This window comes from Ruegeria sp. AP12, assembly GCF_056540025.1.
The window spans coordinates 205,697-230,659 of sequence record NZ_JBQFVZ010000004.1; the positions used below are offsets into that span (position 1 = coordinate 205,697).

Sequence of the window (24,963 nt, forward strand, 5' to 3'; positions counted from 1 at the left end):
ATTCCATACCTTTTTGCTCACAACATTTCCAGTTTCGGCTTTCATAAATTAAACACGATAAGTATCCCTTATCATGATATTTGAAATCTGACCCAAATTGACGCAGAATGGGTACATGAAGCCCCCTGCCCCTTACCTCCCCGCCACCGCCCCTGCCCTCTCGCAGGCGGATCAGGACGCGCTGACCGATCTCTATATCCGCGGCACCCCCGCAAATACGCTGCGCGCCTATGAGCGCGACCTGCTATATGTCACAGCGTGGAAATCTGCCCGGTTCACCGCTGCATTGGACTGGCCCGAGTCTGAGGCCACAGCCCTCGCCTTCATTCTCGATCACGCCCGCGATCTGAATGACGCACCAGAAACGGATGTGGCGCGCGAAACCGCAGAAGCGCTGATTGCTCAGGGGCTGCGCAAGTCTCTCGCCTGCCCTGCCCCTTCGACGCTGGACCGGCGCATCGCCTCCTGGCTTGCCTTTCATCGAATGAAGAACCTCGAAAGCCCGTTTAACGCTAGCCAGGTGAAACAGGCCCGGGCCAAGGCGCGCCGGGCCGCCGCCCGGCCCCCTGCCCCAAAGTCGCAGCACCCGATCACCCGTGACATTCTCGAACAGCTGCTGGCCACCTGTCGGGGGTCCCGGCGGGATTGCCGCGACCGCGCTATCCTGATGTTGGGCTGGGCCTCGGGTGGTCGGCGGCGGTCGGAAATCACCGCGCTCACGCGCGAGGATGTCTCGCTCACGGACTTCGGCAATTCCGGTGTGGTCTGGCTCTCCCTGTTGGAGACCAAGACCACGCAAAAGGGCGAGACCCCGCGCCTGATCCTGAAGGCCCGTGCGGCGCAAGCTTTGGTGCACTGGATCGAGGTGGGCGAGATTGCGGATGGCCCGCTGTTCCGCCCTGTCTCCAAGGCCGACCGGGTGTTGAAACGCCGCCTGTCCCCAGACGCCATCGCACAGATCATCAAACACCGGCTGACACAGGCCGGCCTTCCCCAGGACTTTGCCTCACCGCACGGGCTGCGGTCCGGGTTCTTGACCCAGGCCGCACTCGACGGCGCCCCGATCCAGGCCGCCATGCGCCTGTCGCTGCACCGCTCCCTCGCACAGGCACAGAAATACTACGATGACGTCGACATCACAGAAAATCCGGCGGCGGATTTATTGGGGTAGGAACAAAAAAGAAAACACCGGGTTATGGACCCGGCGCTTCGCCTTAGCAATTACATGTATCAATCTTACCCATGGGTAAGACTGCCATCCTCCTGCAAATCGTCAATCAGAGTGGCAATGGCCTGTTCCAACTTGGCTCTATCCACACGGGTAAAGTCGAGATCATAGCGCAACTCAATCCTACCACTGGATGCCGAACACTTGGCCACCCCTGCCCTACCCGACACCTGAAATGTGGTTTTCGCACGGCGCGTTTTACCGCTCCCGGATGCTATAGGTTTTTTCAGCGCGCTGGTCTTCGGTTCCACAAATTCTCGAAGAATGGATACTTCTCGCGGGCCATCGCGATCAGGTTCGCTCATCACCGCCGTGCTGACTTGCCGGATCAATCCCGGATTGGCATCGAGTTTGCGTTTCAGTTCGACCCCCAGATTACGGGGAATTTCATTGGGGTGAATGAGCACCTTGTCCAGCATCATCAGCAAACTGGCGAAAGATCTAATGTAGCTCCGCTTGGTATAGCTGGCGGACTTGAACAGAATCGCCACGGCTTTGTCCACGTCTGGGCAATCATTCGCCGGGTCGTCTGCGAAGGCCCGCGCCAGCGCACCCATTTCCGCAAAGGAGATATCCTTGCGGATCAGGTTCTCATCAACCATCCGACGGTAGCTGTCATTCAGATCGGTCGCATCGGAGATGCCCGCCGGGATTCTCGCATAAGTCTCGTCGCCGGTTTCCTCATGCAAAGCCCGATATGCGGACAGGCGGCGCATCCCCTGGATCAGGTCGAACCGACCGTCCGACCGGCGTTCGAGACGAATGGGATTCGACAGACCGATATCCCGGATCGAGTCTTTCAGTTCCTCCAGTTCGGGGTCGACACCGCTCTTGCGGTCGCGGGTCAGTTTTTCGGTTACGACATCCGCCAAGGCCACATGCTCGGTCACCAAACCTTCGGACCGCAAGCGAACCAGTTCATGCGCCAGACGGTCATTCTCGGCGCGGATGGAATCCTCGGTCGATTGCTGATTGCGCAGCGCATCGGCGTTTTCCGAGATCGCCGTCGCCATCGGCCCGCGTCTTTTTTCCAGCACCTTGTCCGGAACCTTGCCAACCGGGATGTCATCCATGGCCGGCATGTCGATGTCGAACATTCTGCGTTTACGGCTCATACGTCATCCTCCAGCTTATCCCAGGCCGACAGCATCACGCCCCGGAATTCTTCATACACATTGTCAAAGGTCGAGCGCGCACGGCGCCAAGTCTCGCGCGTCATCTCGCGGTAGTCCATCTCGTAGACCGAACTGAGGAAGCGGCCAGATTGTTCGACAGCGCGCGTCATCTCGACCGGGTGCTCCGCCACATGTTCGCCGAACACCTTCTTGAACGCGTCGAACATGGCCAGGTGCAGCGCATTGCCCGGCTCGTACCGGGTCAACAGAAAGCGCAGCTCGCAGAACGTTTTCGGTAACCCAATCTTACCCGTGGGTAAGGTCTTATCGAAACCATAGGCCAGATCTTCCAGCGCCTCGGCCAGCTGGCCGATGAAGGACGTGGTCGAGTCATATTCCCAATAGCCGGGGCCGGAGGGAACGTAGAGCATATCCGCGGCGAACACCGCGTTCATCGATTGGTAGCCGATCGCAGGCGGGCAATCGAATAAGATCAAGTCATAGGCATCGTCAGGAATCTGATCCAGATAGCGCGACACCGCGGCAAAGAACGACCACTCGGGGTTCAGATGCCGATACTGCGCCGAGGCAAATTCCACGAAGGCGGCGTTAGCGCAGGAGGGCACGACATCAATGGTCGACCACGAGCTCTGCTTGATGAAGTCCGAGATGCGCAGATCGCCGAGACCCATATCGGTGATTGATGGCGGCAACTCGCGGTGGGGCAGGGCGGTCCCGGATTCGGCAGCAGCGGGGCGGTTGTTCATCCTCTCGGTCTCGCGGATCAGATCGCGGGCCATGATACCCCAAACAGTGAAATCCTCAGCCACGTCAGTCAGACCCATGGAATGGCTCAGCGTTGCCTGCGGGTCGAAATCCACCACCAGCACACGGTAGCCATCCAGCGCGGCGGCGTGGGCCAAATGCAGGGCAACAGTGGACTTGCCGGCGCCGCCTTTGAAGTTGGCCACGGCTGCTCGGATGGCGCGTTTGCCGGCGGGGCGAGGCGGCATGAGGGACTTGCGGTTCACCTTGAGCCGGCGGCGCAGCTCATTCACCTCTTCCAGGCTGAACCAGCGCTGGCGGCCATCAGGCTCAACCTCGCCTCCGGGCAGCGAGGGGTCGGCGGCCAGCTTACCGCGAAAGGTGGATTGGTTGACGCGAAAGATCAGTTCGGACACTTCCCAGCTTGAAAAGCGGCGGAGGGTCTTTTCCATCTCGGGGCTGAAGGTCTGCTGGCGAATCCAGCCCTGCAGCTTGAGGGACTGGTTGCGCAATGCATTAAGGTCTTCGTGCGTGTACATGCCTCAGGTCTCGTTCTTTGGGACGCTATTTTCTACGTTTTCTCTTTTTACGCTTAAATTGCACATTTCGCAAAAGGAAATATGATGAGTGAACAATCGTACCCACGGGTAAGAAAACAAGGGGTTCCCAGCCACCGACTGATTCGGGGGTCGTCTGCCTCCAACGCCGCCCGGCTAACGTTGCCAGCGTCAGTATTTAGGGGGACGAAATCGGTAGAACCACCCCATTTAGGGGGACATAACAAGGAAATAGGGGGACTCTCAACCTGTCCCCCATCACCAATACTTCACCCATTTTCTTTTTGAAATTGGATTTGGATTTGGATCACACTCCCGCTCAAATCAGACTCCGCTTGACAGAATCGTCGGTTTGGACGCTAATCAGGCCAATACGACGAAAAGCGTTGGAAAACGACGCGATTTAGGCGGTGCCATCCGTCCGAGGCAGATAGAACGGTGAGAATAGGGATGCAGGTTGCAAAACCGGTCGGGCGAAATGCGCCCGCTATTAAATATGACATTCTCTCGGCGTTGACCGTGCACGCCCTATCCGGCGACAAGCACCGCCAGCGCAGCATTCTCCGCGTTATCGCTCTGATTACCACCCGCTATAACTGGCGCAGCAATGAGCTGTCGATTGGCCGGGAAGAGATCGCCCGGCTCTGGTCGGTGAACGAACGGACCGTAAAACGCGAAATGGCCAAGCTGAAAACAATGGGTTGGATCACCGTCAAACGTCCGGCAGCCCGTGGTCGCGTTGCAGTTTATGAGTTTGATCTGAAGCAGGTGATGGTGGACACCTCCGAGGTCTGGCCCACAATCGGCCCCGATTTCCAGGCGCGGATGACCGAAGAGCCGAAGGGTGACACCAATATCGTGCCATTCAAGGTGAAGCCACCTGCACCCGATTCGAGCGGCGCGGATGTCTGGACGCAGGTTCAGACCATTTTGCACGGGCGCGATCCCGAGCTTTGGTCCAGCTGGTTCCAGCATCTGACCGAGGCCGACAGGGCAGGGGGCGTGGTGACTCTGATGGCACCGTCTCGGTTTATGGCCGACTACATAGCACAGAAGTGGTCCGGGCGTCTGCTCTCTGCCTACGGCCGCGTTGACCCAGAGGTGCGTAGCCTGCGCTTCGAGGCAGCAGAATAGCACCGCCCAAGCGACACATTTGGCTTTAATATGTGTGTGAAGGGCCACCCTATCAAACATGGATATGGCAAAAATTTTTGGAGCGGCCAGTGCCAGCGACTTACTGGAAACACCTATCCTGCGATCTTGGCAAATAGCCGAATGCCTGCCGCGTTGGCTCCACTTTCGTAAATGACGATCTTGTCTGGAATTCCATTAGAAGACAGAGCTTTGGCAAAGAACCTGGCTGCCACTGGACGGTTCCTCTGCCCAGGCAACATGATATCAAGGGCCGTTCCAGCTTTGTCGACCGCCCAATAAAGGTACATCCATTTGCCGCGAACACGAACATAGATCCCGCCCATGCGCCAGGAACTCAGTGTTGGTCGCTTCTTCGATTGCGCGCGCCCCGCGATTATTGGTGAGTACTTAACAACCCACCTGTTGAGGGTAGTGTGGTCCACCTGCACGCCGCGTTCAGCCATGATCTCTTAGAAGTTACGATAGGACACCGTGTACCGCAGATAGAAGTACGCAGTGTGCAAAGTTGCATCCTTGGGAAATGACAGCCTTTCAACGAAATCATGCCGAAACCGTTTGAAAAGCTATTCGACGGGAACAAACGTCAGATCACGCATGTTCGTCAATTGTGTCTCATAGTTTGCGACACATCCCGATAGCCGTCGGTGATATTTTGGCCTCATGTTGTCGCATATGTAATGCTCAAAAACATTATATTATGCACATAATAAAAGCATGGAGTCTGTGACATGGAATCGTGCAGCGCGTTACCCAAGAGGCCATGAATGCATAAAAGCGGTATCATCGCGGGCTTCCTGCGCGTGGGAAGTCGAGCCGATTTGCCCGAAGTTCAGCCGACCGGCCCCACACCATGTTTGAACGAAGGCCGGCATTGGCTGGCCTTATGCATCCAAATACGTGACGGCAGGGCTGACCTGCATTTACGCTTTTCAGAGGATTTGCCCCGGTTCTTATCTATACAATGGGAATAACACCGGTTAAGGGGCGGTCTTTACCCTTGGATGATGCGCTGATTGCAATACCGCGCAGCCACATCACCTGGCCGATACAAAGAACCACCACCGTGAAACAAACCATTGCAGATGCGCTTGCGCGCAAGGGCTATGATACTCTGACCCAGGTCCAGCAGGCTGTGACCCGGCCCGAGCTGGAAGGGCGCGATATGCTGGTATCGGCTCAAACCGGATCGGGTAAAACCATCGGTTTTGGTCTGGCGATTGCGCATAAGGTACTTGGCGAAGGTGAAAAACTTGGGGCATCAGGTGCCCCGCTGGCTTTGGTTGTCGCACCGACAAGGGAACTGGCGTTGCAGGTCAAGCGTGAACTGGGCTGGCTCTACGCCGATGCGGGTGCCTATCTGGCCTCATGCGTGGGCGGTATGGATATCCGGGACGAGCGGCGCGCACTGGCGCGGGGTGCGCATATCGTTGTTGCCACTCCAGGGCGGTTGCGCGACCATATCATGCGGGGCTCGATTGACCTGACAGCCATCCGTGCAGTGGTGCTGGATGAAGCCGACGAAATGCTGGATCTGGGCTTCCGTGAGGATCTGGAATTCATTCTGGATGAAACACCCGAAAACCGTCAGACCCTGCTGTTTTCCGCCACTGTGCCGCGCGCGATTGCCAATCTTGCGACGCGGTATCAGCGCGATGCGGAACGCGTAAGCACCGTCAGCGAACAGACCCAGCATGCGGATATCGAGTATCGCGCCATGATGGTGGCCCCGCGCGACGGGGAAAACGCGATCATCAATGTGCTGCGTTACTATGAGGCACCAAATGCCATCGTTTTCTGCAACACCCGCGCGATGGTGTCCCGCCTGACCGCGCGTCTTTCGAACCGGGGGCTTTCCGTCGTCGCGCTCTCGGGCGAATTGACCCAGAGCGAGCGGTCGAATGCCTTGCAGGCCATGCGCGACGGGCGCGCGCGGGTTTGCGTTGCAACGGATGTGGCGGCTCGGGGCATCGACCTGCCGAACCTTGATCTGGTGGTCCATGCCGAATTGCCAAACAGCCACGAAACCCTGTTGCACCGTTCTGGCCGGACGGGCCGCGCCGGACGCAAGGGTGTCAGCGCGCTGGTCGTTGAACCTTCGTCGCGGAAAAAGGCGGAACGCATTCTGAAATTCGCAAAACTGACGGCGGATTGGGGAACGGCCCCGTCCGCCGACGAGGTGAACGAACGCGATCAGGCCCGGATGCTTGCCTCAGATGACTGGCTGGCAGAGATCACGGAAAGCGAACGTCCTTCGGTTCGGAAACTGGTTGAGGGGTTCACGCCCGAGCAGATCGCGGCGGCCTATCTGCGTCAGTACAAGCTGCGCCATTCCGCACCGGAAGAGCTGGCGGCGGTCGATCAACCCGCTCCGAAACCACGCGCGGCGTTTGGCCCAAGCGTTTGGTTTTCGCTGTCCGAGGGGCGCAATCAGAATGCCTCGCCGCGTCATATGTTGCCAATGATCTGCAAGGCCGGGGATCTGACCAAAGACGATATCGGGGCCATTCGGATTGCAGATGACGTGACCTATGTCGAAATCCGCGAGACCAGTGTCGCAGGTTTTCTGGCGGCCATTGGGCCCGATATGAAGATCGAAAAGACCAAAGACCTCGTGCGTCTGGATCAAGCCCCGGACTTATCAGCAACCGGTCGGGCCGGACCCAATCGCAAGCACAAGGGCAAACCGTTTGGGCCGAAAAAAGGCCCCGATCAGGTAAAACGGGATCAGGCCACAGCCCCGCATCGTCGCAAACCCGATCCCGAGGGTCGTGAGCCTTTCAAATCAAAGAAGCGACGCCCGGAACCTGAGCATTCTGACAGAAACGAACGCCGCGACGCTCGGACAGGCGACGGGGATGGTCTGTTCAAGGCGGCGGGGGCAAAACCAAAAAACCGCAAAGCCCGTGGCGCTGCACCCAAAGGCGGCGATACGCAATCGACCCGAGGCGCCTCAAAAGGCCCACCGCCGCCAAAGGGGAAGCCAAACAGCAAAAAGAACCTCGCACGTGCTGCCGCGGCCAAGGCCGGAAAAGGCGGCGATGCGGTTCCGAAACGGCGAAAGACCTAATTTGCTTCGGGTACTACGTGACTCACTCTGAGACGCGAATGTCCTAAGAACGCCGCAGGCGTGGCAGGGGAAGCAAGCGACACTCACGATATTTGATTGGCCCTAACTGCCGGGGCCAAGAGAACAGGTCAGGTTGCCACCATACCACCCGGCAAACACGCCGCGCGAACGTTGACCTTTGAGTTTTCTTTTCAAAAGCAATCCTGCTTGGGTGTTGGGATAGTTACGAAGATAAGCCTCCGCCCAAGCGAGGTTGTGGTACCTATCGCTTCGCGTAGTCCAGAAAAAGGTATCTTGGGGACCGCTTAAGCCAACTGGGTTATTCGGCGCTGCGGATGACTGAACAAGCCATACCAATGCTCCATGGATATCTGTCTGACGGCTCTTATGTCGAAAGCCTTTTCCACCGCCACGCCGCGATGCATCCATCGCAATCACGAGGTACCCGTACGTGATGAACGTGTAATGTAGTTGCCGTTTGGCCGGACGTTTGTTGCGAGCTTGGTCAAATGTACCGGCCAAAGGGGCGTTAGGGCGCATTTGCCGCGCCAGATATGCTAGATCTCTTTCACCTTTTTTGAACGCCTTTCGATTACCTGTTTCTGCACCCCACGCCAAAAGTCCAGCCGCACGGGCGGCATGGCCTTCTTTACCGTACATCTGCTCGAAACCGCCTACTGAGCCTGCCCTTGCCGCAAGTCGATCTCCCCAATCCGCAATTGCGACAACTCTCGGGTCATTTTTTCCCAGAATTGCGCTTAGTGAACTGTGCACCATCGACAAGTTGAGCAGAATGTTCGCTTGCCACCAGGCTGCGTCTATCTTCACGCCATCGTACAAACCTTGCTTTTCGAATGATCTGGCCTGAGCGGCTGCCGCAAGCTGATCGGCGATCTGGTTGGCGTCCGCCTTGGAACCGGTACGGAGTAGATGGGAATTTGCTGCGCCGAGTTCATTCATGAAAACAGCGGGAGGTCGGTCTTTGCCGGATGCCGTTTTGAAGGGTTGAGTGATTGGTGCGGTTGTGAATTTGGAAGGTTTACGTTCTGGGCACCAGGCATTTCTGTAGGAACTATTCGCGGAGAAGAATTCCAGTCTTTTTTGGGCGTTTGCGAAATCGGCCATCACGGGTTTTGCGCCAAAAAAACAAACACAACATATTAAAAATAAAGCGAAAAAAGACCGCATATCACCTATACTCCACTAGAATACTTTTCACTGATGCTAGTGAGGTGTTTTGGATTCAGTCAAGCACCACGCTTGAAATATGAAACTTCCGCAAAACTGTGACTGGCGCATTTCGGAGTTAGGGTTTGGGAACCTCAACTATGAACGAACGCTTCCATATTGTTGTGTCGTTCCAAAGAGGGCTGGTTTTGGGAACATTAGGGCCTTGAAAATTTCCGAAATCCTGGTTGCCGCTGCTGTTGTCGGGACTACCCCGCTTCCAATTGGAGAAATTCATGGGCTCATTATTTGCCCATCCCCAGCCACCATCAGGCTCTGCGCCTTCGGGGTCCTGCACCAAGCCAATTAATGGTCCCAGAGCGAGGTTTCCCTCAAACGCCCAGTGCCCCTCATCTTCCAGCGTCAGTTGATACACAAAGTCGTTTTCTTCTTCGTCAGTGATGGTAACGAGGTGTCCACCCAAGGCTTCGGAAACCTTTTCAAGACTCTCAAATTCTGCGCCCCACGTTCTGATTACGTAGTAAGTCGAATTCTCGTATTCGCCGACGGTTACCAAATCAAAAAATTCGAGCAACTCTTCGGGAGATGGATCTAAGGTCAGAAAATCCTCGAGGTATTCAGGGTCAAAACTTTTGGCTTCGTCGGATTTGTTTGACAGAAGGGCAAAGGCTGAGAAGCCAATAGATACTAAGACAACCGCGAACAAGAGGGGCAAGAAGTACTGCCCACGAACCCATGCCTGAAGTCTACGCGCGGCCTTCTCGTAGGTTGGCAAGGTGGCCTCACCTACCTTGTACACCTTTAGCGGTTGATCAAGGTTTTTGACAAAATGCTCGCCGATCTTTGTGAACCGATAGTCCAGGCTTCCTTTGACTTGCTCAATAACGTTTTCAGCCAAGCAGACGCCGCCAGGTTCCGAAATCGTCTCAAGCCTGGATGCTACATTCACTCCGTGACCCAACAAATCACCGTTGGGTTGCTGAACTACCTCACCAATATTGATACCGATCCGGTACCTCATGCGGTCGCTTGTTCTAAGCTGAGCGTTGTTGGCATTGTGTTGTTCTTGAATAGAAATAGCGGCTTCCACCGCGCCGGTGGGATTGTCAAAACACGCCAGAACACTATCGCCAGCCGTGTTCGCAATCCTGCCTCCGTAAGACTCGATAATCGGATCCATAATCGAGCGAAGCTCTGCAAGGCGATGGAGGGTGGCTTCTTCATCCTCAGAAACGAGTTTTGTGAATCCGGCGACATCTGCCGCCAATATTGTCAATAATCGCCTTGAATTCTTGTGCACGCTAAACTCGCAATAAATACATTCATTGGTTTCGAATTAGGTCGTTTCCGAAAAGTATGCTGGCAGATTTCCGATGCTGTATCAACAAAAGGTAACGGCGCGCGGTACCAGGTTTTAGTTTGGGTGAGAGGAGTTCACCTGTCGGAAAAATGAACCTGGCACACGGTAAACCCCCTCAGAGCTTTGACAGCGCTGTTCATGGAAAGGATGATACACCTCCGACAATTTTTTGCCGGGACAGATAGGGGGTTTGGGTCGTCACGCCGGAAATGTCAGTTTGGACCCGCCGCAGGTGAATTCGACGGATACAAGATTTTACCTTTGCTTAGATGTCCGTACAGCTGGTTTGGCCACTGTTTCCGGAAGCAAGAGATCGCATGAGGTCAATGTGCTTCCGGCGTTCCCTAGTCATCCGTAAGTTCCGCCTTCAGCAACCTGAGCTCTTTGATTTTCTTGAATACTTCTGCCGGGACCGGCTCGTCTGGCTTTGTCTGCAGCATATCCAGTTTCAAGTTCTGAAAATGTGCTTTCACCTTACGATAGCCCGAGGCTTTCTGCGCAAGCCCAAAGTTCTTCTCGATGGTTCCGAAAATCGTTGTACACAAGGCCAATGCCGCCGTCAGGATATTGTTGTCTATTTTGACGGCGGACAGGAACGTGGCCAATGCACCGGCAACTATGACCACCAGCAGAAGCACTGTAGAGAGCAGCCAATAGATCTTTTGCTGCTTTTTCGAAGCCCTTATTTCGCTGTCTATCGCTTCTAGTACCGACGTACGAACTGAAGTGTCTTCCATTTCCAACGATCCCCGTACAAGAGCCTTAAGCCAGACTGTTGATGGTGTGACAACCATGCTAGATACTCTGTCATTGTTGGTTTCAAGATCAATTTAAATTGCCGCGTTTCATCGACGCAACGGGCAAAACGCTGCTGGCTGCGGGCGGAGGATATGCCATCGCCGTGGTGCTGGGGCTTGTGTTTGCACTGGCGCAGCGCACGCCTTACCGCATCCTGCCCCTGTGCGTGCGGGAATTTGTCGAGTTCATCCGCTCGACCCCGCTGCTGTTGCAGGTGTTCTTTGTTTTCTATGTGGGCCCGCAATTCGGGATCAACCTGTCGCCCTGGACATCCGGTTTGATCGCCATCGGGTTGCACTATGCGGCCTACCTGTCCGAGGTCTATCGCGGCGGCATCGAAAGCGTGCCAAAAGGCCAGTGGGAGGCCGCGACGGCCATCAACATGCCGGTCCCGCAGACCTATCGCCGCATCATCATCCCGCAGGCGCTGCCACCAGCCGTATCGGGAATGGGCAATTATCTGGTGGGTATTTTCAAGGACACACCGATGCTATCCGTGATCGGCGTGGCCGAGTTGATGCATACCGCCAATGCAGTTGGGGCCCAAAGCTATCGCTACCTTGAACCCTATACCATGGTGGGGGTGATTTTCCTTTTGATCTCGCTGCCGACCGCGTTTCTGATCGCCCAGTTCGAAAAATGGGTACGCCGCAAAATGGGAATGAGATAAATGACCGAAGACATGAGCCAGTACCCCTTGCGTCTGGAAGGTGACGACATCCCCATGGTCCGGTTTCAGAACGTGCGCAAAAGCTATGGCGCTCTGACGGTGCTCGACAATCTGAACCTGGATATCGACGCGGGCGAGATGGTGACGATCATCGGCCCGTCGGGATCGGGAAAAACCACCGTTCTGCGGATGCTGATGACGCTGGAGACCATCAATGGCGGGGTCATCTATGTCGATGGGGAGCCCTTGACGCATATGGAAAAGGACGGCGTTCTGGTGCCCGCCAACCCGGCCCATATCCGGCGCATTCGCAGCAAGATCGGCATGTGTTTCCAGCACTTTAACCTGTTCCCGCACATGACCGCCCTGCAAAACTGCATGGAAGGGCCGGTTCAGGTTCTGGGCCTGCCAAGGAAAGAGGCCGAAGAACGCTCGATGGAGCTGCTGCAGATGGTCGGCATGGCCGAAAAACGCGATCAGCACCCCTCGCGCCTGTCGGGTGGACAACAGCAGCGCGTCGCCATCGCCCGCGCCCTTGCGATGCGCCCCAAGGTCATGTTGTTTGACGAGGTCACATCTGCGCTGGACCCCGAGGTGATCGGCGAGGTGACCAATGTCATCCGTAAACTGGTAGATGCCCATAACCTGACCATGCTGATGGTCACGCATCAGATGGGGTTCGCCAAGGACATCTCGGACAGGGTCTGTTTCTTCTTCAACGGCGCAATCGAAGAACAGGCGACCCCCGGGGAGTTGTTCGAAAACCCACAACGGGAACGCACGCAACAATTCCTGAACGCAGTTTTGGAATCGAACTGAGCGAACACCTGACCGCAGCCATCCTACTGAAACCCAGCCATACCAGAATTCACAAAGCTCTCGGTAGGGCCTTGCGGAATGACGCGTGGTTACTCCGCAGTGCAACTGCCAGCGCGGATAAAAACCTTTGCGTTGTCGCGCGGGTATGAGATGACCACACAAATCAGTGGTACGGCACTATTTGAACGAGGCAACTGGGACGATGGAGATTAGGCTTCTTGCCATTCCGGATGTGAAACTGATCACGCCCAGTCGGTTTGGCGATCATCGGGGCTTTTTTGAAGAGACCTATAACCTGGACAGGTTTACGGCCAGTGGAATCTACACGGTCTTCGTGCAGGACAACCACTCGCTGTCCAGCGCTGCCGGAACCGTGCGAGGCCTGCACTTCCAAGCCCCGCCAAAAGCGCAGGCCAAGCTTGTGCGATGCGGGCGCGGTCGACTGTTCGACGTGGCGGTAGACATCCGCAAGGGGTCACCCACATTTGGTCATTGGGTCGGCGAAGAGCTTAGCTTTGAGAATGGCCGAATGTTGCTGGTCCCCGCCGGATTTGCCCATGGTTTCATGACGTTGGAGCCGGAAACCGAGATTGTCTACAAGTGTTCGGACATCTATGCACCGGAAACGGAACGGTCCATTCGGTGGGACGATTCCGATATTGGTATCATCTGGCCGCAGGTCGGTGCCGCGCCGCAATTGTCAGAGAAAGATAAAGCAGCGCCAAATCTGCGGGACCTCGACTCTCCGTTCTCGATTGAGGGCGCGTCATGAAAATTCTGGTGACAGGCGGTGCGGGTTTCATTGGCTCTGCCGTGATCCGGCGCGCTATTTCCGAAGGTCACTCGGTCGTCAATGTGGATGCGCTGACATATGCGGCCTGTTTGGAAAATGTCGCGTCGGTTGCTGGGGCGCAGGGTTACTCTTTTGAGCACGCCGACATCCGGGACGCGGATGCGATGGCCGAAATTCTCAGCCGTCATCGACCAGACGCAGTCATGCATCTGGCTGCCGAAAGCCATGTCGATCGTTCAATCGACGGACCCGCGGCCTTTATCGACACCAACATCACCGGAACCTATGTTCTGCTTGAAGCGGCGCGCAATTATTGGGTGAATGCCGGCCGACCAGAAAGCTTCCGCTTTCACCATGTCTCGACAGATGAGGTTTTTGGGTCCTTGGGTGAGAAAGGTCTTTTCACTGAAGACAGCCCCTATCGGCCTAACTCGCCTTATTCGGCTTCGAAGGCAGGGTCTGATCACCTTGTTCGCGCCTGGCATGTAACCTACGGATTGCCAGTGGTTTTCACCAATTGTTCGAACAATTACGGTCCATTCCAGTTTCCCGAAAAGCTGATCCCGGTCGTGATTCTGAACGCGCTATCGGGCAAGCCTATTCCGATTTACGGGGCAGGGGACAATATCCGCGACTGGCTCCATGTCGAAGATCATGCCGAGGCGCTGTTGCTGGTGCTGAAAAAGGGTGAGCTGGGCCGCAGCTATAACATTGGCGGTGAGAATGAGATGACCAACCTTGAACTGGTCAAAATGCTCTGTGCCATTCTCGATCGGTTGAAGCCGGGTCAAACGCCTTATGCCGATCTGATAACCTATGTTCCTGATCGGCCCGGTCATGACCGTCGTTATGCCATAGACCCGACCCGCGTCCGGAACGAGCTGAACTGGCGTCCATCCTATACCCCGGAAACCGGGTTGGAGCAGACGGTTCGGTGGTATCAGGACAATGCTGCGTGGTTGAATGCGCTTAAGACGCGCAGCGGTGTGGGCAAGCGGCTTGGGGTTGTCAGATGAAAGCGCTGGTTTTCGGTCGCAATGGTCAGGTCGCCACAGAGTTGCGCAGGCGTGCCGGGACGCATGGAATTTCGGTTGAAGCGCTGGATCGATCTCGGGCTGACTTAACCGACCCACTGGCTTGTGCAGCCGTCATCGAACAAACTGATGCGGCGGTGATCATAAACGCTGCCGCTTACACAGCAGTCGACAAGGCCGAGGATGAGGCGGATCACGCACGGCTGATCAACGGAGACTCACCGGGAGAAATGGCTCGGGCAGCAGCGCAGCGCGATCTGCCTTTCCTGCATGTTTCAACCGATTATGTTTTTGACGGATCTTCCGATACTCCCCGGTCCACACAGGATCCGACTGGCCCTTTGGGTGTCTATGGCCTGACCAAGCTGGACGGCGAACGCCAGATCGCGCAAGCTGGCGGGTGGTACGCCATCCTGCGAACGAGCTGGGTATTTTCGGCCCATGGCAACAACTTTGTCAAAACCATTCTGCGGTTGGCCGAAACCCGCGATCAGCTGACAATCGTGGCGGATCAGATTGGCGGTCCGACGCCCGCCGCAGATATCGCTGATGCGCTTTTGACCATTGCCAAATCCGGGCAGCGCGCCGACGGAGGCCTGTTTCACTATAGCGGGGCCCCGGATGTCAGTTGGGCCGATTTCGCCCGCGAAATCGTCGCGCAAGCCGGACTGGCCACCAGCATCGTTGATATTCCGACATTGGAATACCCGACCCCGGCGCGCAGGCCTTTGAATTCAAGTCTGGACTGCGGGCGTATCGAAAAGATTTACGGACTTCGACGACCTGCCTGGAAAGCAGGCCTTTCGGATGTGTTATCCGAGATGAAGGTGGCAAACGGCCCCGCCGGAGAAGGATAGGACATGCAACGAAAAGGGATCATTCTGGCCGGAGGGTCGGGAACGCGGCTGTATCCGATCACCACAGCGGTCTCAAAGCAGTTACTGCCGATCTACGACAAGCCGATGATCTTTTATCCGCTGAGCGTTCTGATGCTGTCGCAGATCCGCGAGATTGCGATCATCACCACGCCACAGGATCAAGAACAATTCCAGCGACTGCTGGGCGATGGCAGTCAGTATGGTTTGTCACTCACTTGGATTACGCAACCGTCGCCCGAAGGCCTGGCGCAAGCCTATACTTTGGCCGAGGATTTTCTGGATGGTGCGCCGTCCGCGATGATCCTCGGCGACAATATTTTCTTTGGTCATGGTCTGCCCGAGTTGCTGCAAGAGGCGGATGCCCAGGAAAGCGGCGGGACAGTATTCGCCTATCGCGTTGCCGATCCCGAGCGATATGGGGTCGTCGATTTCAACGGTGACAAGGTGCGTGGTATCGTTGAAAAACCCATAGTTCCACCATCGAACTACGCTGTGACGGGGCTTTACTTTCTGGACGGCGATGCACCGGCCCGTGCCCGTCAGGTGCAACCGTCCGAACGCGGTGAGTTGGAAATTACGTCATTGCTGGAAATGTACCTGCATGACGGTCTGCTGAACGTTTCGACCATGGGTCGTGGTTTTGCCTGGTTGGACACCGGAACCCATGGCTCACTTTTGGATGCAGGTAATTTCGTGCGAACCCTGACAGACCGTCAGGGTATGCAGACCGGCAGCCTGGACGAAATCGCTTGGCTGAACGGCTGGGTAGATGACGCCGCACTGGAGGCACGCGCAAAGCTGTTCGCCAGATCCACCTATGGCGAATACCTGAAGTCCCTGTTGGGTTAGGCCGCAAGACGAGGTCGAGCACCCAAGACGGGTACTTGACCAATCATTTCGTGCGCTTAAGCGGTTTGTCCTTTGCCCGCATCAAGCCAACCGTTCTGCTCAAAGGAAGATTGGGTTTCATTGCGGATCGTCACAAGGGTCGGGTGATATTGGGTGCCTAACACCGCGTTCCGAATCCGGTGTTCCCCGTGTAGAGCTTTCAGGTTTTTTTGGCCTGCGTCGTTATATTTTAGACGTTGCTCGGACGTGTAGCTCTTTGTTTTTGAATGGAAAACAAAGCAGTCAATTGATACAGCGCACAGAAAACCGGCATCCTGCGCCCGCAGGACAAAATCACTTTCCTCGCCGTAGCCCATTGGAAAACGTTCTTCGTCGAACATCCCGATGGCGTCCAGCACCGGCCGACTGATCGCAAGGCAGAATCCATTCAGCTGCTCGACAACCGGATAGCCAAAACGCTCGGCGAATTCACCGCATAGTGTATGTATGGCACCGATCACTTCGCCGTTTGAGGGGACTTCGTTTGGCCGTGCATCTGGCCCCGGCAGGAAAGGAATGGACTGCCAGCCCCCCGCGTTCGATAATGGTCCGGCCAACCCGATCTTCCAATTTGAGTTTAAGCAGGCATCGAGACGATTTAGCCAATCACCGCTTACAATTGTGTCGCTGTTGAGCAGAACAATCATATCAGCAGTGGAATACCGCATTCCGGCATTTGCCGCCTTGCAGAACCCGCTGCCTTGCGGTCGACGGATCAAGTGGCAGTTGCCGGGATTGCTGGCAGCAAATCCCTCACACAGTTTCTGCGTTTCCGTCTCGGATCCATCATCTACAATGATAAGCCTGTCATCGTTCCTGAGTGTGACGAGAACAGATTGGATGCAGGCTTGCACATCGTCAAAACTGTTGTGGACGCAGACAATAACCTCGGCCGGGGTCGGAGTTTTGTTTCTTTTCATGCGCGATGCCTCGTACGCGCGAAATACGCGGATGACCGCATGTCACCGGGCAAGTGTTTGACGCGTAAATCGGGTGTTTCTGCAATGGCCAAAGGCAATGAAACCTGGTCGCGTTTCGAGCCGCGTGCCAGCATCCGCCACCAACTGTTGCACATCTGCCGAACTTTCGAAGACGAAGGGCGCAAAACCATAACCATAGTTTCATACAGATCAGTGTCGCGAAACGCTGGGTGGGATTGGTTCTGGCTCAGGTGAAGCGCCATCGTGCGCAGATCGTCTTTGGCAAGTTGCACGCATTTTGCGGCCTCGGCCATCAAACCTTGACGGTCAGGATGTCGGAAGGTCGCAAAATCGAAGGACTCGGGATCCAGCGAGTTCAAAATATCTTCTGGACCATGACACATCCTTATGTTGCCGTCGATCCAGATCACCCATTCGTAGTCGGAGAAAAATGCCGGAAGGTTCAGCTTTGTGAACCGGGCCTTGCGGCGGGTATCCGCATGGTGAAACGGCGCGTGTACCTGTTGCCATCCGCCGGTTGCATCATATGCCCGATCTGAAAACACAAAGAAGTCAGCAGTTTCTTTCCAAGCCGGATCGATCGGAACAAGCGAGTCAAATTGACCGAAAATTGCCGTTACAACAGCAATACGCTTTTTGTTGCTGTTCGTTAGGCTAAAGGGGTCCAACGCCCGGCGGTCATCGGGGCGCAGGGGCTGATCTCCGGTGTCACCCAAGGGAAATCCCATGCGCACAAGGTACTCAATACCCCACATCGACAGGGTTTTGCCATCTTCAGCTGCCAGTTCCTTGAACGGTGCCAGGGCAAACTTTACCCCGTCCGATTTGTAGTGCGACAGGGCGTCTTTGGCAGACGGCAGACCATTTACTTGCGCGTACCATTCCCGGTCTAGGTGACTGGATGCAGACGCGGCAAAAAACTCTGCTGCATTTGTATCATCCTGACCCAAGCCCGCTTCAGTTAGGTACCGGCCAAACTTCTCAAGCTCGAACTGACGCCGTTTCTTGCGCCTTGCAAGCAACACTTTGAGCGCCGTCCGAAAGTCTTCGTCGCGGACCAGCATCATCCGGCGGTTGATTGATTTGGCCAATCCCATGCAGCTACCCTTGTTTACCGCGCAGCAGGCTAACCGGTGTGATGCCACGTTCAAAGGCAGCGGCCTTTCGCGGCAGGACGACGGAAAGCTCGCGTAAATCCAAGACTTCTTTGGGCATGCGCGAACCGCTTTGCAGTATTGCTCTAGTCGCTCTGAGGATCACCAACACTACTGCTGTTTGTTCCCCGCGAGCGACCAAACTTCTAGGTGGGTGCGCACGTCAGTTCAAGGTCTGCCCGGCGGATCCATCAGGCATATCACGCGTGTGTGCATGCGTGTGTCACTAAATCGACACGCAATCGGTTTTGGTGGTCTTTGTGCAATCCGGTCATTACTTGGAAACACCAAACGTGATCAACAATTATCGGGTGAGGGTTACTCGGCCGGAGGGTACATATATGACACCAAGGGAATTCCTAAGAGAACGCGGTCGGGCGAACCCCAAATTCTTCCCCGCAATTCTGGCAGACGCACAGGCTGTCGCTGCCTCTTTGCACAGTGCCGAACTTTGCAGAAAGTGGTCAGCCGCCCATGTTGTTCTAAGAATGATTTGGGAGGCTGACGGGTATCTCGCGCTTGTTTTGATTCGGGCTGCCGCGCGACTGCGCGCACATGGGGTTCCGATCTTACCGACCGTCCTTCGACGCCTTTCCATCCTGATTGCTCAGGTGCACATTGGTGCCCCTGTCGTTATGGACCCTGGTATCGTTTTGCCGCATGGGCAGGTGGTCATTGACGGCATTACTCATATCGGAGCGCGCGCCACGATCAGACCCTTTGTAACGATTGGCTTGCGTGACGGCGATTATGTCGGCCCTACGATTGGAAAGGGTGTGAGCATTGGTACGGGCGCAAAGATCATCGGCCCCATTACCATCGGGAACGGCGCACGGATAAAGGCCAATGACGTTGTCGCCTCGGATATTCCTGCCGCGAAAACCTGAAGGCGGGCTGACAGATTTCGACCGAGCGCGGCAGGTGCCGTTGGTAGCTTGCTAGATTATTTTAACAGAGTTCGCCTTAGATACTGCGCTTCTTCCGCAACGTCCCAGGTGTCGCCAAAGCTGTTGATGATCCTCATTGTAATGTCGGACGCTTCCCGCTGATGCCAGACGGGTGTTTTCTTCAGAAACGGAAACCGCATTTCTCTTAGGTTGAAATCAGGCAATGCGTAAGAAACGCCCAAGCATCTCGCGGCCGCAAGAAGAAACGATCGAAGTGTTTCGGCGTCAGGGCAGCTTTGCAGGACTTCACGCTTTAACGTTTCAAATCTGGGATTACCCAAGACGATCACATTCTCGGAAATCTGTTGCAGACGTTCAAAGGGTAAATTTGCCAGAAGGTTGTCAAGCTGTTCAACCGGATAGGTGCTTGACATTGAAAGGCCTTGTTCAAGCGCCCATTTCGTCAGGCCCTTTTCGCCCCTTTTTACGGTCAGGTCTTTGTCATTGACCAATGGGTAGTTTTTCCAGAACTCAAAAAAACTTTGATTGCGCAGCACGTTCGGTGAAAAGGACACGGCGAAGGACTGAAGATGGTAGCCGGACGCAAAAGAACCATAATCCCAGGGCTCCGGCGTTAGCGATTTCGGGACAATTGTAGATCCTCCAAAATTGGAGGTCGCACCGATAAAATCTGTCGGGCTTTGTTCAACGGACGCGAACCAGTTCTGCGATCCCGGAGCCGGAAACCAGGTCGAGTCGTTCAGAAGCGTCAAGCGCGTCAAGCTGTCCAGCCGATCCCGCAGGTACAGGTTCGCCTCACGATACGCGCCGAAGTCATAACCGTGGTTTGGACGTTCAATTACAATCGCGCTTCGTTCGGAAACGGATGCCTTGTCTTTTTCCGACAATGGCATGTTCGAGACCGTGATAGGGGATACTCCGGCTTCGAGCATGTAGTCCAACGCAGCAAGTCTTGATGGCCACAATCCAAAAAAAGGAGCTATTACATAAATGCAGACATGATCCTTCAATGCGACCGCGCCGGGTGAGATTCGAACCTTTGACCGCTGGGTATGGTCGTAAATAAACGGCGAATACACGCTGGATGCGGATCGATAGATCAGGCGGCTGAGTTGCCGGGCGGGCCGAACAAGTTCCCTTCTTATTTTTGCACTCCGGCTAATTGGCATGGCGATTGGCACCCGTTTCGGGCCAGTTCTGCTTTGCGGCCGTCGAAACGGCTATTAGGTGCCAGCGGTCCACAACCGGAATGTTGCCGATACGCAAACTGCAAACGACAAGCCCGTCTTTTTCAGGGATAGCATGTGCCGCAGGCAGTCCAGAAGCCGCAAGATGCGACATACAATTCTGGTCGAACGCCGGACAGTTCTCGGCTTTTTTGATCTGCGGAACCCAATGGCGCTGCCAGAGCGAGTCTTTTTTATTGCGTTCAGTCAGCTTAGTCATTCTTACCTATCATCGATCCTATAGGGCCATTCGGCAATGCCGACGTAGCCTTAAGGCACTCGTCTCGTCGAACGCGCATTTGTTTCAGCGCAAGTATGGTTCCTCATATGTTTCAGTGCGTCGATGCTCTAAATAGTCTCGCTGGTTCATGATCTGAACTCAAAACTGATCACAAAACCGGTTTTGCCGTTTCACGTTCAGAGCCGACGAAATTGGCAGGAACGTCCGGGCGGCGGTACGGCGCCTTACGGATCGTTTCGTATTCCGCGTCGAAAGCAGGTCGCTTTGAAACCGGCGCATTGCTCGAAACACCACCATGTATCTGGTGGAATGTCCCTTCACCCAGCAACATATGAATCGTCACGCCCGGTTTCTCGCAAGCGCGTTTCCACAGATCAAGGTTCGCTAGACCACCGCCCGGTGAGCGGAAGCGCTCCTCGAACCCATCCAGTTCTATCCAAAGTTTCTTGTGCATAAAGACAGCGTTTGCTTCGGACGGAAGAACCTTCCAACCCTTGCCTGACGATTTTGCGAATACCGAAACATCGAACAGGCGATACCCGTCGTCTTCCCATCCCGAGTTTTCCAAAAGGGCATCCTCGGCAGGGGCGTCATATCCAGACAGAACCGCATCGGCCTGCACTTCGTGCCCCAGATGAAAACCGAAGGTTCCGACAATTGCATTTGGGTCTGTGTTCAGTTGATCCAAAGCGCGAGACAGCATACCGGGTGATGCCATGCGCGCGCCGTCAATGAACACGCCGATCTGATCCGCCTTGGCGGCGGCAAGCCCTATGTTCACGGCGTGACATGGGGAGACATTGCCAGCTGGCAGGGAAATGACCCTTGCATTGGGGGTTGTTTCAACCCAGCTGGCAAATCCGCTCGTGTCGGTGGAACCGTTGTCCACGATGATTATCTCGTAATCATCCGTCGAGATGTCCTTTTGCATTTTGGCGGACAGCGTACGCAGTGTGCGTGGAATTTCCCGCGCCATCTCATGTGCAATCACTACGACCGACAGGCGCGGGGTGGCGGGAACCTCAGATCCCGTCGCAGTATCTGCAACGGGACCATCCGCCAGACACGCCGCCAGATTTCGGACAGGTCGTCGGCCGGTTGCCGCGCCCAGACCCGCAATCGGTTCGGGTTTCATCACCTTGTCCAGTGCCTCGATCGAGGCGACATCATAAGTGTTTCCCAGAACCCCCGCCTCGATTTCCTTGTAGTGGCGCCTGAGTTTGGTGTTGTCGGGATCAAGGCCAGAGACAACGGCAAGACCCTTGCGGTAAGGCCCGACAAAGGTTTCAAATACCGATACGGACAAATCCGGCCGGTAGCGCCTGAGTATCGGGACGATCTTGTAGACGTCGCCGCACCAGGCGTTGAACCGGCGGTCGCGCTCCAGCATCTCGATCTTGTCCGGCAGCACGTCGTCGATCAGAATAACGCCGTCGCGACCCATCCATTTCTCGGTTTCGATGAAGTCGCGCACCACATATTCGGCCAGATGCATGCCGTCGATGAAGGCAAGATCGATGCCTTGCGGGAACAGTGCCTTGCATCTGTCCGTGTTGGCAAAGAAATCGTCGCTTGTTTCCCGATACAGCCGCGCCGGAGCTTTAATCTGATTTGACAGAGTAAACGCCGGATCGACACCTACACTGGGGCAGTTGGCAAGACTCAGGCTTGCCCCTGTATCCACGCCAATCTCGAAATAGCTTTCAGGCCGTACATGACGATGAACCTGTCGTAAGCAGTTCAGGTAACTCAGCTTCTTTTCTTCAACGCCGTTGCGGCGCGCAGCTTCGGATAGCAGACCCAAAGGGGCAAGATGGGGCCGCGCCCTTCGTTCATCCGGCACAAGACCAACGGTCAGGGTTGGTTCGTATTTTTCGGTAATGCCCGCGCGGATACGGCTGATATAGACGTCTGCCAACTGAGACAGAACTTTGTTGCTGGCTTTGCCGAACTCGGTTGAGATGGTTGGTACACGCTGCGTCATGCGCCGCGTTTTGCCGTACAGGATAGGGCTGCGCGCATTGACGATGGCCTGGCTTCCGGTGACTTCTGCGTGGCGGTTCTTGTATTCGGCGACAAGTGCGTTGCGGTCTTCCGGTGACTTTTGCGTCGTAACGCCGCTGTGATCCTGATGGAACGTGCCTTCGCCTGAAAGAATGATGTAGCAGTTGTCCTGCTCATGGATAAGGCGCGAAAAAATCTCGAGATTTGCGAACCCCGCGCCGGGCTCGCTGTATCGCTCATCAAAGCCGCCGTTTTCCTGAAACACTTTGCGTGTCGTAATCAGGCAATTGGTTTCGATGGCGTCGACAAAACTGCGCCGATAGTTCTCGCCCGGATAAACCGCATATTCAAACAGACGATAGCCATCCGCGGGCCAGCCAAGCGCTTTCAGATCTTCGGTCTCACGTTCAAATGCATCGGATGCCAGAGTGAGGTTCTGGGATTCAGCCCCCAGAATGTACTGAGGTACGTTGATAACCGGGTTTTGGAATCTCTCGTAGATTTCGCCGGAATTGCGGACGACACCCGGCGACAGCATATGGGCCCCGTCGATCATCAGCGCGATCATCTCATGACGGGCGGCTTCGATACCCTGGTTCAGTCCGAAAACGGGCGAGGGGTGGCCATCCACCCTGATGATCTGGCTGACAAATGGAAACCGGGCTTGAAGATCGGCAGGCAACGGTTCGTTCGAGCCGTTGTCGATGATGATGACCTCGATGTCACCGTCAGAAACGCCCTGATAGTCCGGTGAACACGAAATCAGGGTCCGTTCGATTTGTCTGGGGATATCGTAGTAGGCGATAACGATGGACAGGCCGGTAAAGGCACCTTTCGTGGCGTCATCTTTCGGCCGTTCGGATTTCAGGCTGTCGGTAACCCTGTCAAACGTCGCCTGATAGATGCGATCACGCTCTTTCAGCTTATCACGTTCTTCTTCAAGCGCGCTGATGTGCCGAAGCAACTGATCTATCCGACGCTGTGTTTTTGTATTCGGTGACATCGTCCGAACTTTCTCAATTCTGCTCGCGTCCCAGAGTGGTAATTGAGTAAATTTACCAACACAACCACACGAATCACGGGATCGCGCATTTATGACACAGGTACCATCGCCCTTGCACGGGGCCGTTCTGAACGATGAGCTGGTTGCGAAGGTTTCGAAGGCAGCCGGGGTTTTTCGCAAGGACGGTCAGATCGGCGACTTGGTGCGCCTGCGCGATTCAAGGGTGATGGCAGGTAAAAGCGTGCACACCGATCTGAACACCTCGTGGATGCGAGGCAGGCCCGTGGCGCCCGAAAACCTGTTCGATTTGGGCCCGCATGGAATACCGGAAGTCGATATTCATGAGCTGACAAGCGATGCTGTCATCAGCGCGATGCATCACTACGGCGCGATAATCGTCAGGAACTTTTTTGAACCGGCTCGGGCGTTGCGGTTCCAAAAAGACATTGATGAGGTCATGGACTCGGCCAAAGCATTTGCAGAAGCCACACAGGACGGTGGGCCTGACGATCGTAGCACGACCCAGAAATCTTACTTCATGCCTCTGACCAAGGAAGCCGGGTTAGACAGAGAAACGGCGCATGTATTCCTGAATGACAGTGGTTCGATCGAGACATTTCTGTCTCCGCTCGTTTCGCACAATCTGTTCGACAGTTTTGAACGCGTCGGGTTGCGGGAAATTTTACAGCGCTACTTTCAGGACGAGCCATGCGTTTCCTACCAGAAATGCGTGCTGCGCCGGGCCACGCCACTAAAGCATAAGGCTGAATGGCATCAGGATGGCGCCTTCATGAACAAGAACATTCAAAGCCTGAATGTCTGGGTCGCTTTGACTGATTGCGGCGAAGGCACCGAAAGTCCCGGGATGGATTTGATTCCGAAGCGACTGACCAAGGTTTTGAAGCCGGGTACGAATGGCGCGATTTTCAACTGGTCGATCTCAGGCGCAACGGTCGCCGAAACCTTTCCCGACATCAAACCGGTCAGACCATATTTTGGCGCAGGTGATGCGCTGTTTTTTGACCACTTCAACCTTCACGCAACATCGTCGGACCCGGGTTACACGCAGCCGCGATATGCCATCGAAACATGGTTCTTTTCCAAGTCGCACTGCGCGACGAACCAGACGCCGGTGTATTGGTAACCGGCATCTTCCGAAGCGTATTGGGGC

At 55.4% G+C, this 24,963-nt stretch carries 22 protein-coding genes; 11 read left to right on the forward strand and 11 right to left on the reverse strand.

All coding sequences use genetic code 11. The annotated features are described in order from the left end of the window. Positions 1-115: 115 nt before the first annotated feature. The gene (locus ACR0E6_RS13590; RefSeq protein ID WP_480584275.1) at positions 116-1,171 is read left to right on the forward strand and encodes a tyrosine-type recombinase/integrase; all 1,056 of its coding nucleotides are present in this window, start codon (positions 116-118) and stop codon (positions 1,169-1,171) included. 65 nt (positions 1,172-1,236) lie between these two features. On the opposite strand, the gene ACR0E6_RS13595 is transcribed toward ACR0E6_RS13590, so the two are convergent. Both ACR0E6_RS13595 and ACR0E6_RS13600 read right to left on the reverse strand, forming a co-directional pair. Continuing rightward, the gene (locus ACR0E6_RS13595; RefSeq protein ID WP_480584277.1) at positions 1,237-2,343 is read right to left on the reverse strand and encodes a ParB N-terminal domain-containing protein; all 1,107 of its coding nucleotides are present in this window, start codon (positions 2,341-2,343) and stop codon (positions 1,237-1,239) included. Beyond that, complete coding sequence (locus tag ACR0E6_RS13600; protein WP_480584279.1) at positions 2,340-3,647, reverse strand: AAA family ATPase; 1,308 nt, start codon at positions 3,645-3,647, stop codon at positions 2,340-2,342. The genes ACR0E6_RS13595 and ACR0E6_RS13600 overlap by 4 nt, the downstream gene beginning before the upstream one ends. Before the next feature lie 468 nt (positions 3,648-4,115). Between ACR0E6_RS13600 and ACR0E6_RS13605 the strand changes: the two genes are divergently transcribed. Beyond that, positions 4,116-4,799 carry a DnaA N-terminal domain-containing protein gene (locus ACR0E6_RS13605; protein WP_170622504.1) on the forward strand — a complete coding sequence of 228 codons (684 nt, stop codon included), beginning with the start codon at positions 4,116-4,118 and terminating at the stop codon, positions 4,797-4,799. 113 nt (positions 4,800-4,912) lie between these two features. Here ACR0E6_RS13605 and ACR0E6_RS13610 read toward each other — a convergent pair whose 3' ends face one another. Further along, a complete protein-coding gene (locus ACR0E6_RS13610; RefSeq protein WP_480584281.1) occupies positions 4,913-5,263 on the reverse strand; it encodes a DDE-type integrase/transposase/recombinase in 351 nt (116 codons plus the stop codon). A 620-nt stretch (positions 5,264-5,883) separates the two neighbouring features. Here ACR0E6_RS13610 and ACR0E6_RS13615 point away from each other — a divergent pair. Further along, the gene (locus ACR0E6_RS13615) at positions 5,884-7,887 is read left to right on the forward strand and encodes a DEAD/DEAH box helicase (RefSeq protein WP_480584283.1); all 2,004 of its coding nucleotides are present in this window, start codon (positions 5,884-5,886) and stop codon (positions 7,885-7,887) included. 102 nt (positions 7,888-7,989) lie between these two features. Here the strand turns inward: ACR0E6_RS13615 and ACR0E6_RS13620 are convergent, their stop codons facing one another. The 3 genes from ACR0E6_RS13620 to ACR0E6_RS13630 form a co-directional block, all read right to left on the reverse strand. Then, complete coding sequence (locus tag ACR0E6_RS13620; protein WP_170630673.1) at positions 7,990-9,012, reverse strand: hypothetical protein; 1,023 nt, start codon at positions 9,010-9,012, stop codon at positions 7,990-7,992. A 181-nt stretch (positions 9,013-9,193) separates the two neighbouring features. Further along, entirely contained in the window at positions 9,194-10,375 is a 1,182-nt protein-coding gene (locus ACR0E6_RS13625) for an adenylate/guanylate cyclase domain-containing protein (RefSeq protein ID WP_480584285.1), read from the reverse strand. Positions 10,376-10,779: 404 nt separating this feature from the next. Further along, on the reverse strand, positions 10,780-11,172 hold the full coding sequence (locus tag ACR0E6_RS13630; RefSeq protein WP_480584287.1) for a hypothetical protein: 393 nt from the start codon (positions 11,170-11,172) through the stop codon (positions 10,780-10,782). A 98-nt stretch (positions 11,173-11,270) separates the two neighbouring features. Here ACR0E6_RS13630 and ehuD point away from each other — a divergent pair, with 98 nt between their 5' ends. From ehuD to rfbA, 6 genes are all read left to right on the forward strand, one after another. Continuing rightward, positions 11,271-11,903 (forward strand): ectoine/hydroxyectoine ABC transporter permease subunit EhuD, encoded by a 633-nt coding sequence (gene ehuD, locus ACR0E6_RS13635; RefSeq protein ID WP_480584289.1) that lies wholly within the window; start codon positions 11,271-11,273, stop codon positions 11,901-11,903. Next, on the forward strand, positions 11,904-12,722 hold the full coding sequence (gene ehuA / locus ACR0E6_RS13640; protein ID WP_480584291.1) for an ectoine/hydroxyectoine ABC transporter ATP-binding protein EhuA: 819 nt from the start codon (positions 11,904-11,906) through the stop codon (positions 12,720-12,722). A 202-nt stretch (positions 12,723-12,924) separates the two neighbouring features. Further along, positions 12,925-13,494 carry a dTDP-4-dehydrorhamnose 3,5-epimerase gene (gene rfbC / locus ACR0E6_RS13645; RefSeq protein WP_480584293.1) on the forward strand — a complete coding sequence of 190 codons (570 nt, stop codon included), beginning with the start codon at positions 12,925-12,927 and terminating at the stop codon, positions 13,492-13,494. Continuing rightward, positions 13,491-14,531, forward strand: coding sequence for a dTDP-glucose 4,6-dehydratase (rfbB, locus tag ACR0E6_RS13650; protein WP_480584295.1), 1,041 nt, complete (start codon positions 13,491-13,493; stop codon positions 14,529-14,531). The genes rfbC and rfbB overlap by 4 nt, the downstream gene beginning before the upstream one ends. Further along, positions 14,528-15,406, forward strand: coding sequence for a dTDP-4-dehydrorhamnose reductase (rfbD, locus tag ACR0E6_RS13655; protein WP_170622496.1), 879 nt, complete (start codon positions 14,528-14,530; stop codon positions 15,404-15,406). The genes rfbB and rfbD overlap by 4 nt, the downstream gene beginning before the upstream one ends. 3 nt (positions 15,407-15,409) lie before the next feature. Further along, positions 15,410-16,276, forward strand: a complete 867-nt coding sequence (rfbA, locus tag ACR0E6_RS13660) for a glucose-1-phosphate thymidylyltransferase RfbA (RefSeq protein ID WP_480584297.1) — start codon at positions 15,410-15,412, stop codon at positions 16,274-16,276. Positions 16,277-16,332: 56 nt separating this feature from the next. On the opposite strand, the gene ACR0E6_RS13665 is transcribed toward rfbA, so the two are convergent. Further along, the gene (locus tag ACR0E6_RS13665; RefSeq protein ID WP_480584299.1) at positions 16,333-17,235 is read right to left on the reverse strand and encodes a glycosyltransferase family 2 protein; all 903 of its coding nucleotides are present in this window, start codon (positions 17,233-17,235) and stop codon (positions 16,333-16,335) included. Beyond that, on the reverse strand, positions 17,232-18,323 hold the full coding sequence (locus tag ACR0E6_RS13670) for a glycosyltransferase domain-containing protein (protein WP_480584301.1): 1,092 nt from the start codon (positions 18,321-18,323) through the stop codon (positions 17,232-17,234). The genes ACR0E6_RS13665 and ACR0E6_RS13670 overlap by 4 nt, the downstream gene beginning before the upstream one ends. Positions 18,324-19,045: 722 nt before the next feature. On the opposite strand from ACR0E6_RS13670, the gene ACR0E6_RS13675 reads away from it, so the two are divergent. After that, a complete protein-coding gene (locus ACR0E6_RS13675) occupies positions 19,046-19,297 on the forward strand; it encodes an LbetaH domain-containing protein (protein ID WP_170622492.1) in 252 nt (83 codons plus the stop codon). 56 nt (positions 19,298-19,353) lie between these two features. Here the strand turns inward: ACR0E6_RS13675 and ACR0E6_RS13680 are convergent, their stop codons facing one another. From ACR0E6_RS13680 to ACR0E6_RS13690, 3 genes are all read right to left on the reverse strand, one after another. Then, a complete protein-coding gene (locus ACR0E6_RS13680) occupies positions 19,354-20,487 on the reverse strand; it encodes a rhamnan synthesis F family protein (RefSeq protein ID WP_170622491.1) in 1,134 nt (377 codons plus the stop codon). Then, positions 20,477-20,764 carry a hypothetical protein gene (locus tag ACR0E6_RS13685; RefSeq protein ID WP_170622490.1) on the reverse strand — a complete coding sequence of 96 codons (288 nt, stop codon included), beginning with the start codon at positions 20,762-20,764 and terminating at the stop codon, positions 20,477-20,479. Before ACR0E6_RS13685 ends, ACR0E6_RS13680 begins: the two co-directional genes overlap by 11 nt. Positions 20,765-20,933: 169 nt before the next feature. Then, entirely contained in the window at positions 20,934-23,753 is a 2,820-nt protein-coding gene (locus tag ACR0E6_RS13690; protein ID WP_480584304.1) for a glycosyltransferase, read from the reverse strand. 241 nt (positions 23,754-23,994) lie between these two features. Here ACR0E6_RS13690 and ACR0E6_RS13695 point away from each other — a divergent pair, with 241 nt between their 5' ends. Further along, positions 23,995-24,936, forward strand: coding sequence for a phytanoyl-CoA dioxygenase family protein (locus ACR0E6_RS13695; RefSeq protein WP_480584306.1), 942 nt, complete (start codon positions 23,995-23,997; stop codon positions 24,934-24,936). Positions 24,937-24,963: the final 27 nt, after the last annotated feature.

Coding starts and splice junctions, on each gene's coding strand:
- rfbD (WP_170622496.1), top strand. CDS start 14,528: ATGAAAGCGCTGGTTTTCGGTCGCAATGGTCAGGTCGCCACAGAGTTG.
- rfbA (WP_480584297.1), top strand. CDS start 15,410: ATGCAACGAAAAGGGATCATTCTGGCCGGAGGGTCGGGAACGCGGCTG.
- ACR0E6_RS13680 (WP_170622491.1), bottom strand. CDS start 20,487: ATGCCAATTAGCCGGAGTGCAAAAATAAGAAGGGAACTTGTTCGGCCC.
- ACR0E6_RS13670 (WP_480584301.1), bottom strand. CDS start 18,323: ATGATGCTGGTCCGCGACGAAGACTTTCGGACGGCGCTCAAAGTGTTG.
- ACR0E6_RS13630 (WP_480584287.1), bottom strand. CDS start 11,172: ATGGAAGACACTTCAGTTCGTACGTCGGTACTAGAAGCGATAGACAGC.
- ACR0E6_RS13620 (WP_170630673.1), bottom strand. CDS start 9,012: ATGGCCGATTTCGCAAACGCCCAAAAAAGACTGGAATTCTTCTCCGCG.
- ACR0E6_RS13590 (WP_480584275.1), top strand. CDS start 116: ATGAAGCCCCCTGCCCCTTACCTCCCCGCCACCGCCCCTGCCCTCTCG.
- ACR0E6_RS13600 (WP_480584279.1), bottom strand. CDS start 3,647: ATGTACACGCACGAAGACCTTAATGCATTGCGCAACCAGTCCCTCAAG.
- rfbB (WP_480584295.1), top strand. CDS start 13,491: ATGAAAATTCTGGTGACAGGCGGTGCGGGTTTCATTGGCTCTGCCGTG.
- ACR0E6_RS13685 (WP_170622490.1), bottom strand. CDS start 20,764: ATGACTAAGCTGACTGAACGCAATAAAAAAGACTCGCTCTGGCAGCGC.
- ACR0E6_RS13605 (WP_170622504.1), top strand. CDS start 4,116: ATGCAGGTTGCAAAACCGGTCGGGCGAAATGCGCCCGCTATTAAATAT.
- ACR0E6_RS13595 (WP_480584277.1), bottom strand. CDS start 2,343: ATGAGCCGTAAACGCAGAATGTTCGACATCGACATGCCGGCCATGGAT.
- rfbC (WP_480584293.1), top strand. CDS start 12,925: ATGGAGATTAGGCTTCTTGCCATTCCGGATGTGAAACTGATCACGCCC.
- ACR0E6_RS13675 (WP_170622492.1), top strand. CDS start 19,046: ATGGACCCTGGTATCGTTTTGCCGCATGGGCAGGTGGTCATTGACGGC.
- ACR0E6_RS13610 (WP_480584281.1), bottom strand. CDS start 5,263: ATGGCTGAACGCGGCGTGCAGGTGGACCACACTACCCTCAACAGGTGG.
- ehuA (WP_480584291.1), top strand. CDS start 11,904: ATGACCGAAGACATGAGCCAGTACCCCTTGCGTCTGGAAGGTGACGAC.
- ACR0E6_RS13665 (WP_480584299.1), bottom strand. CDS start 17,235: ATGAAAAGAAACAAAACTCCGACCCCGGCCGAGGTTATTGTCTGCGTC.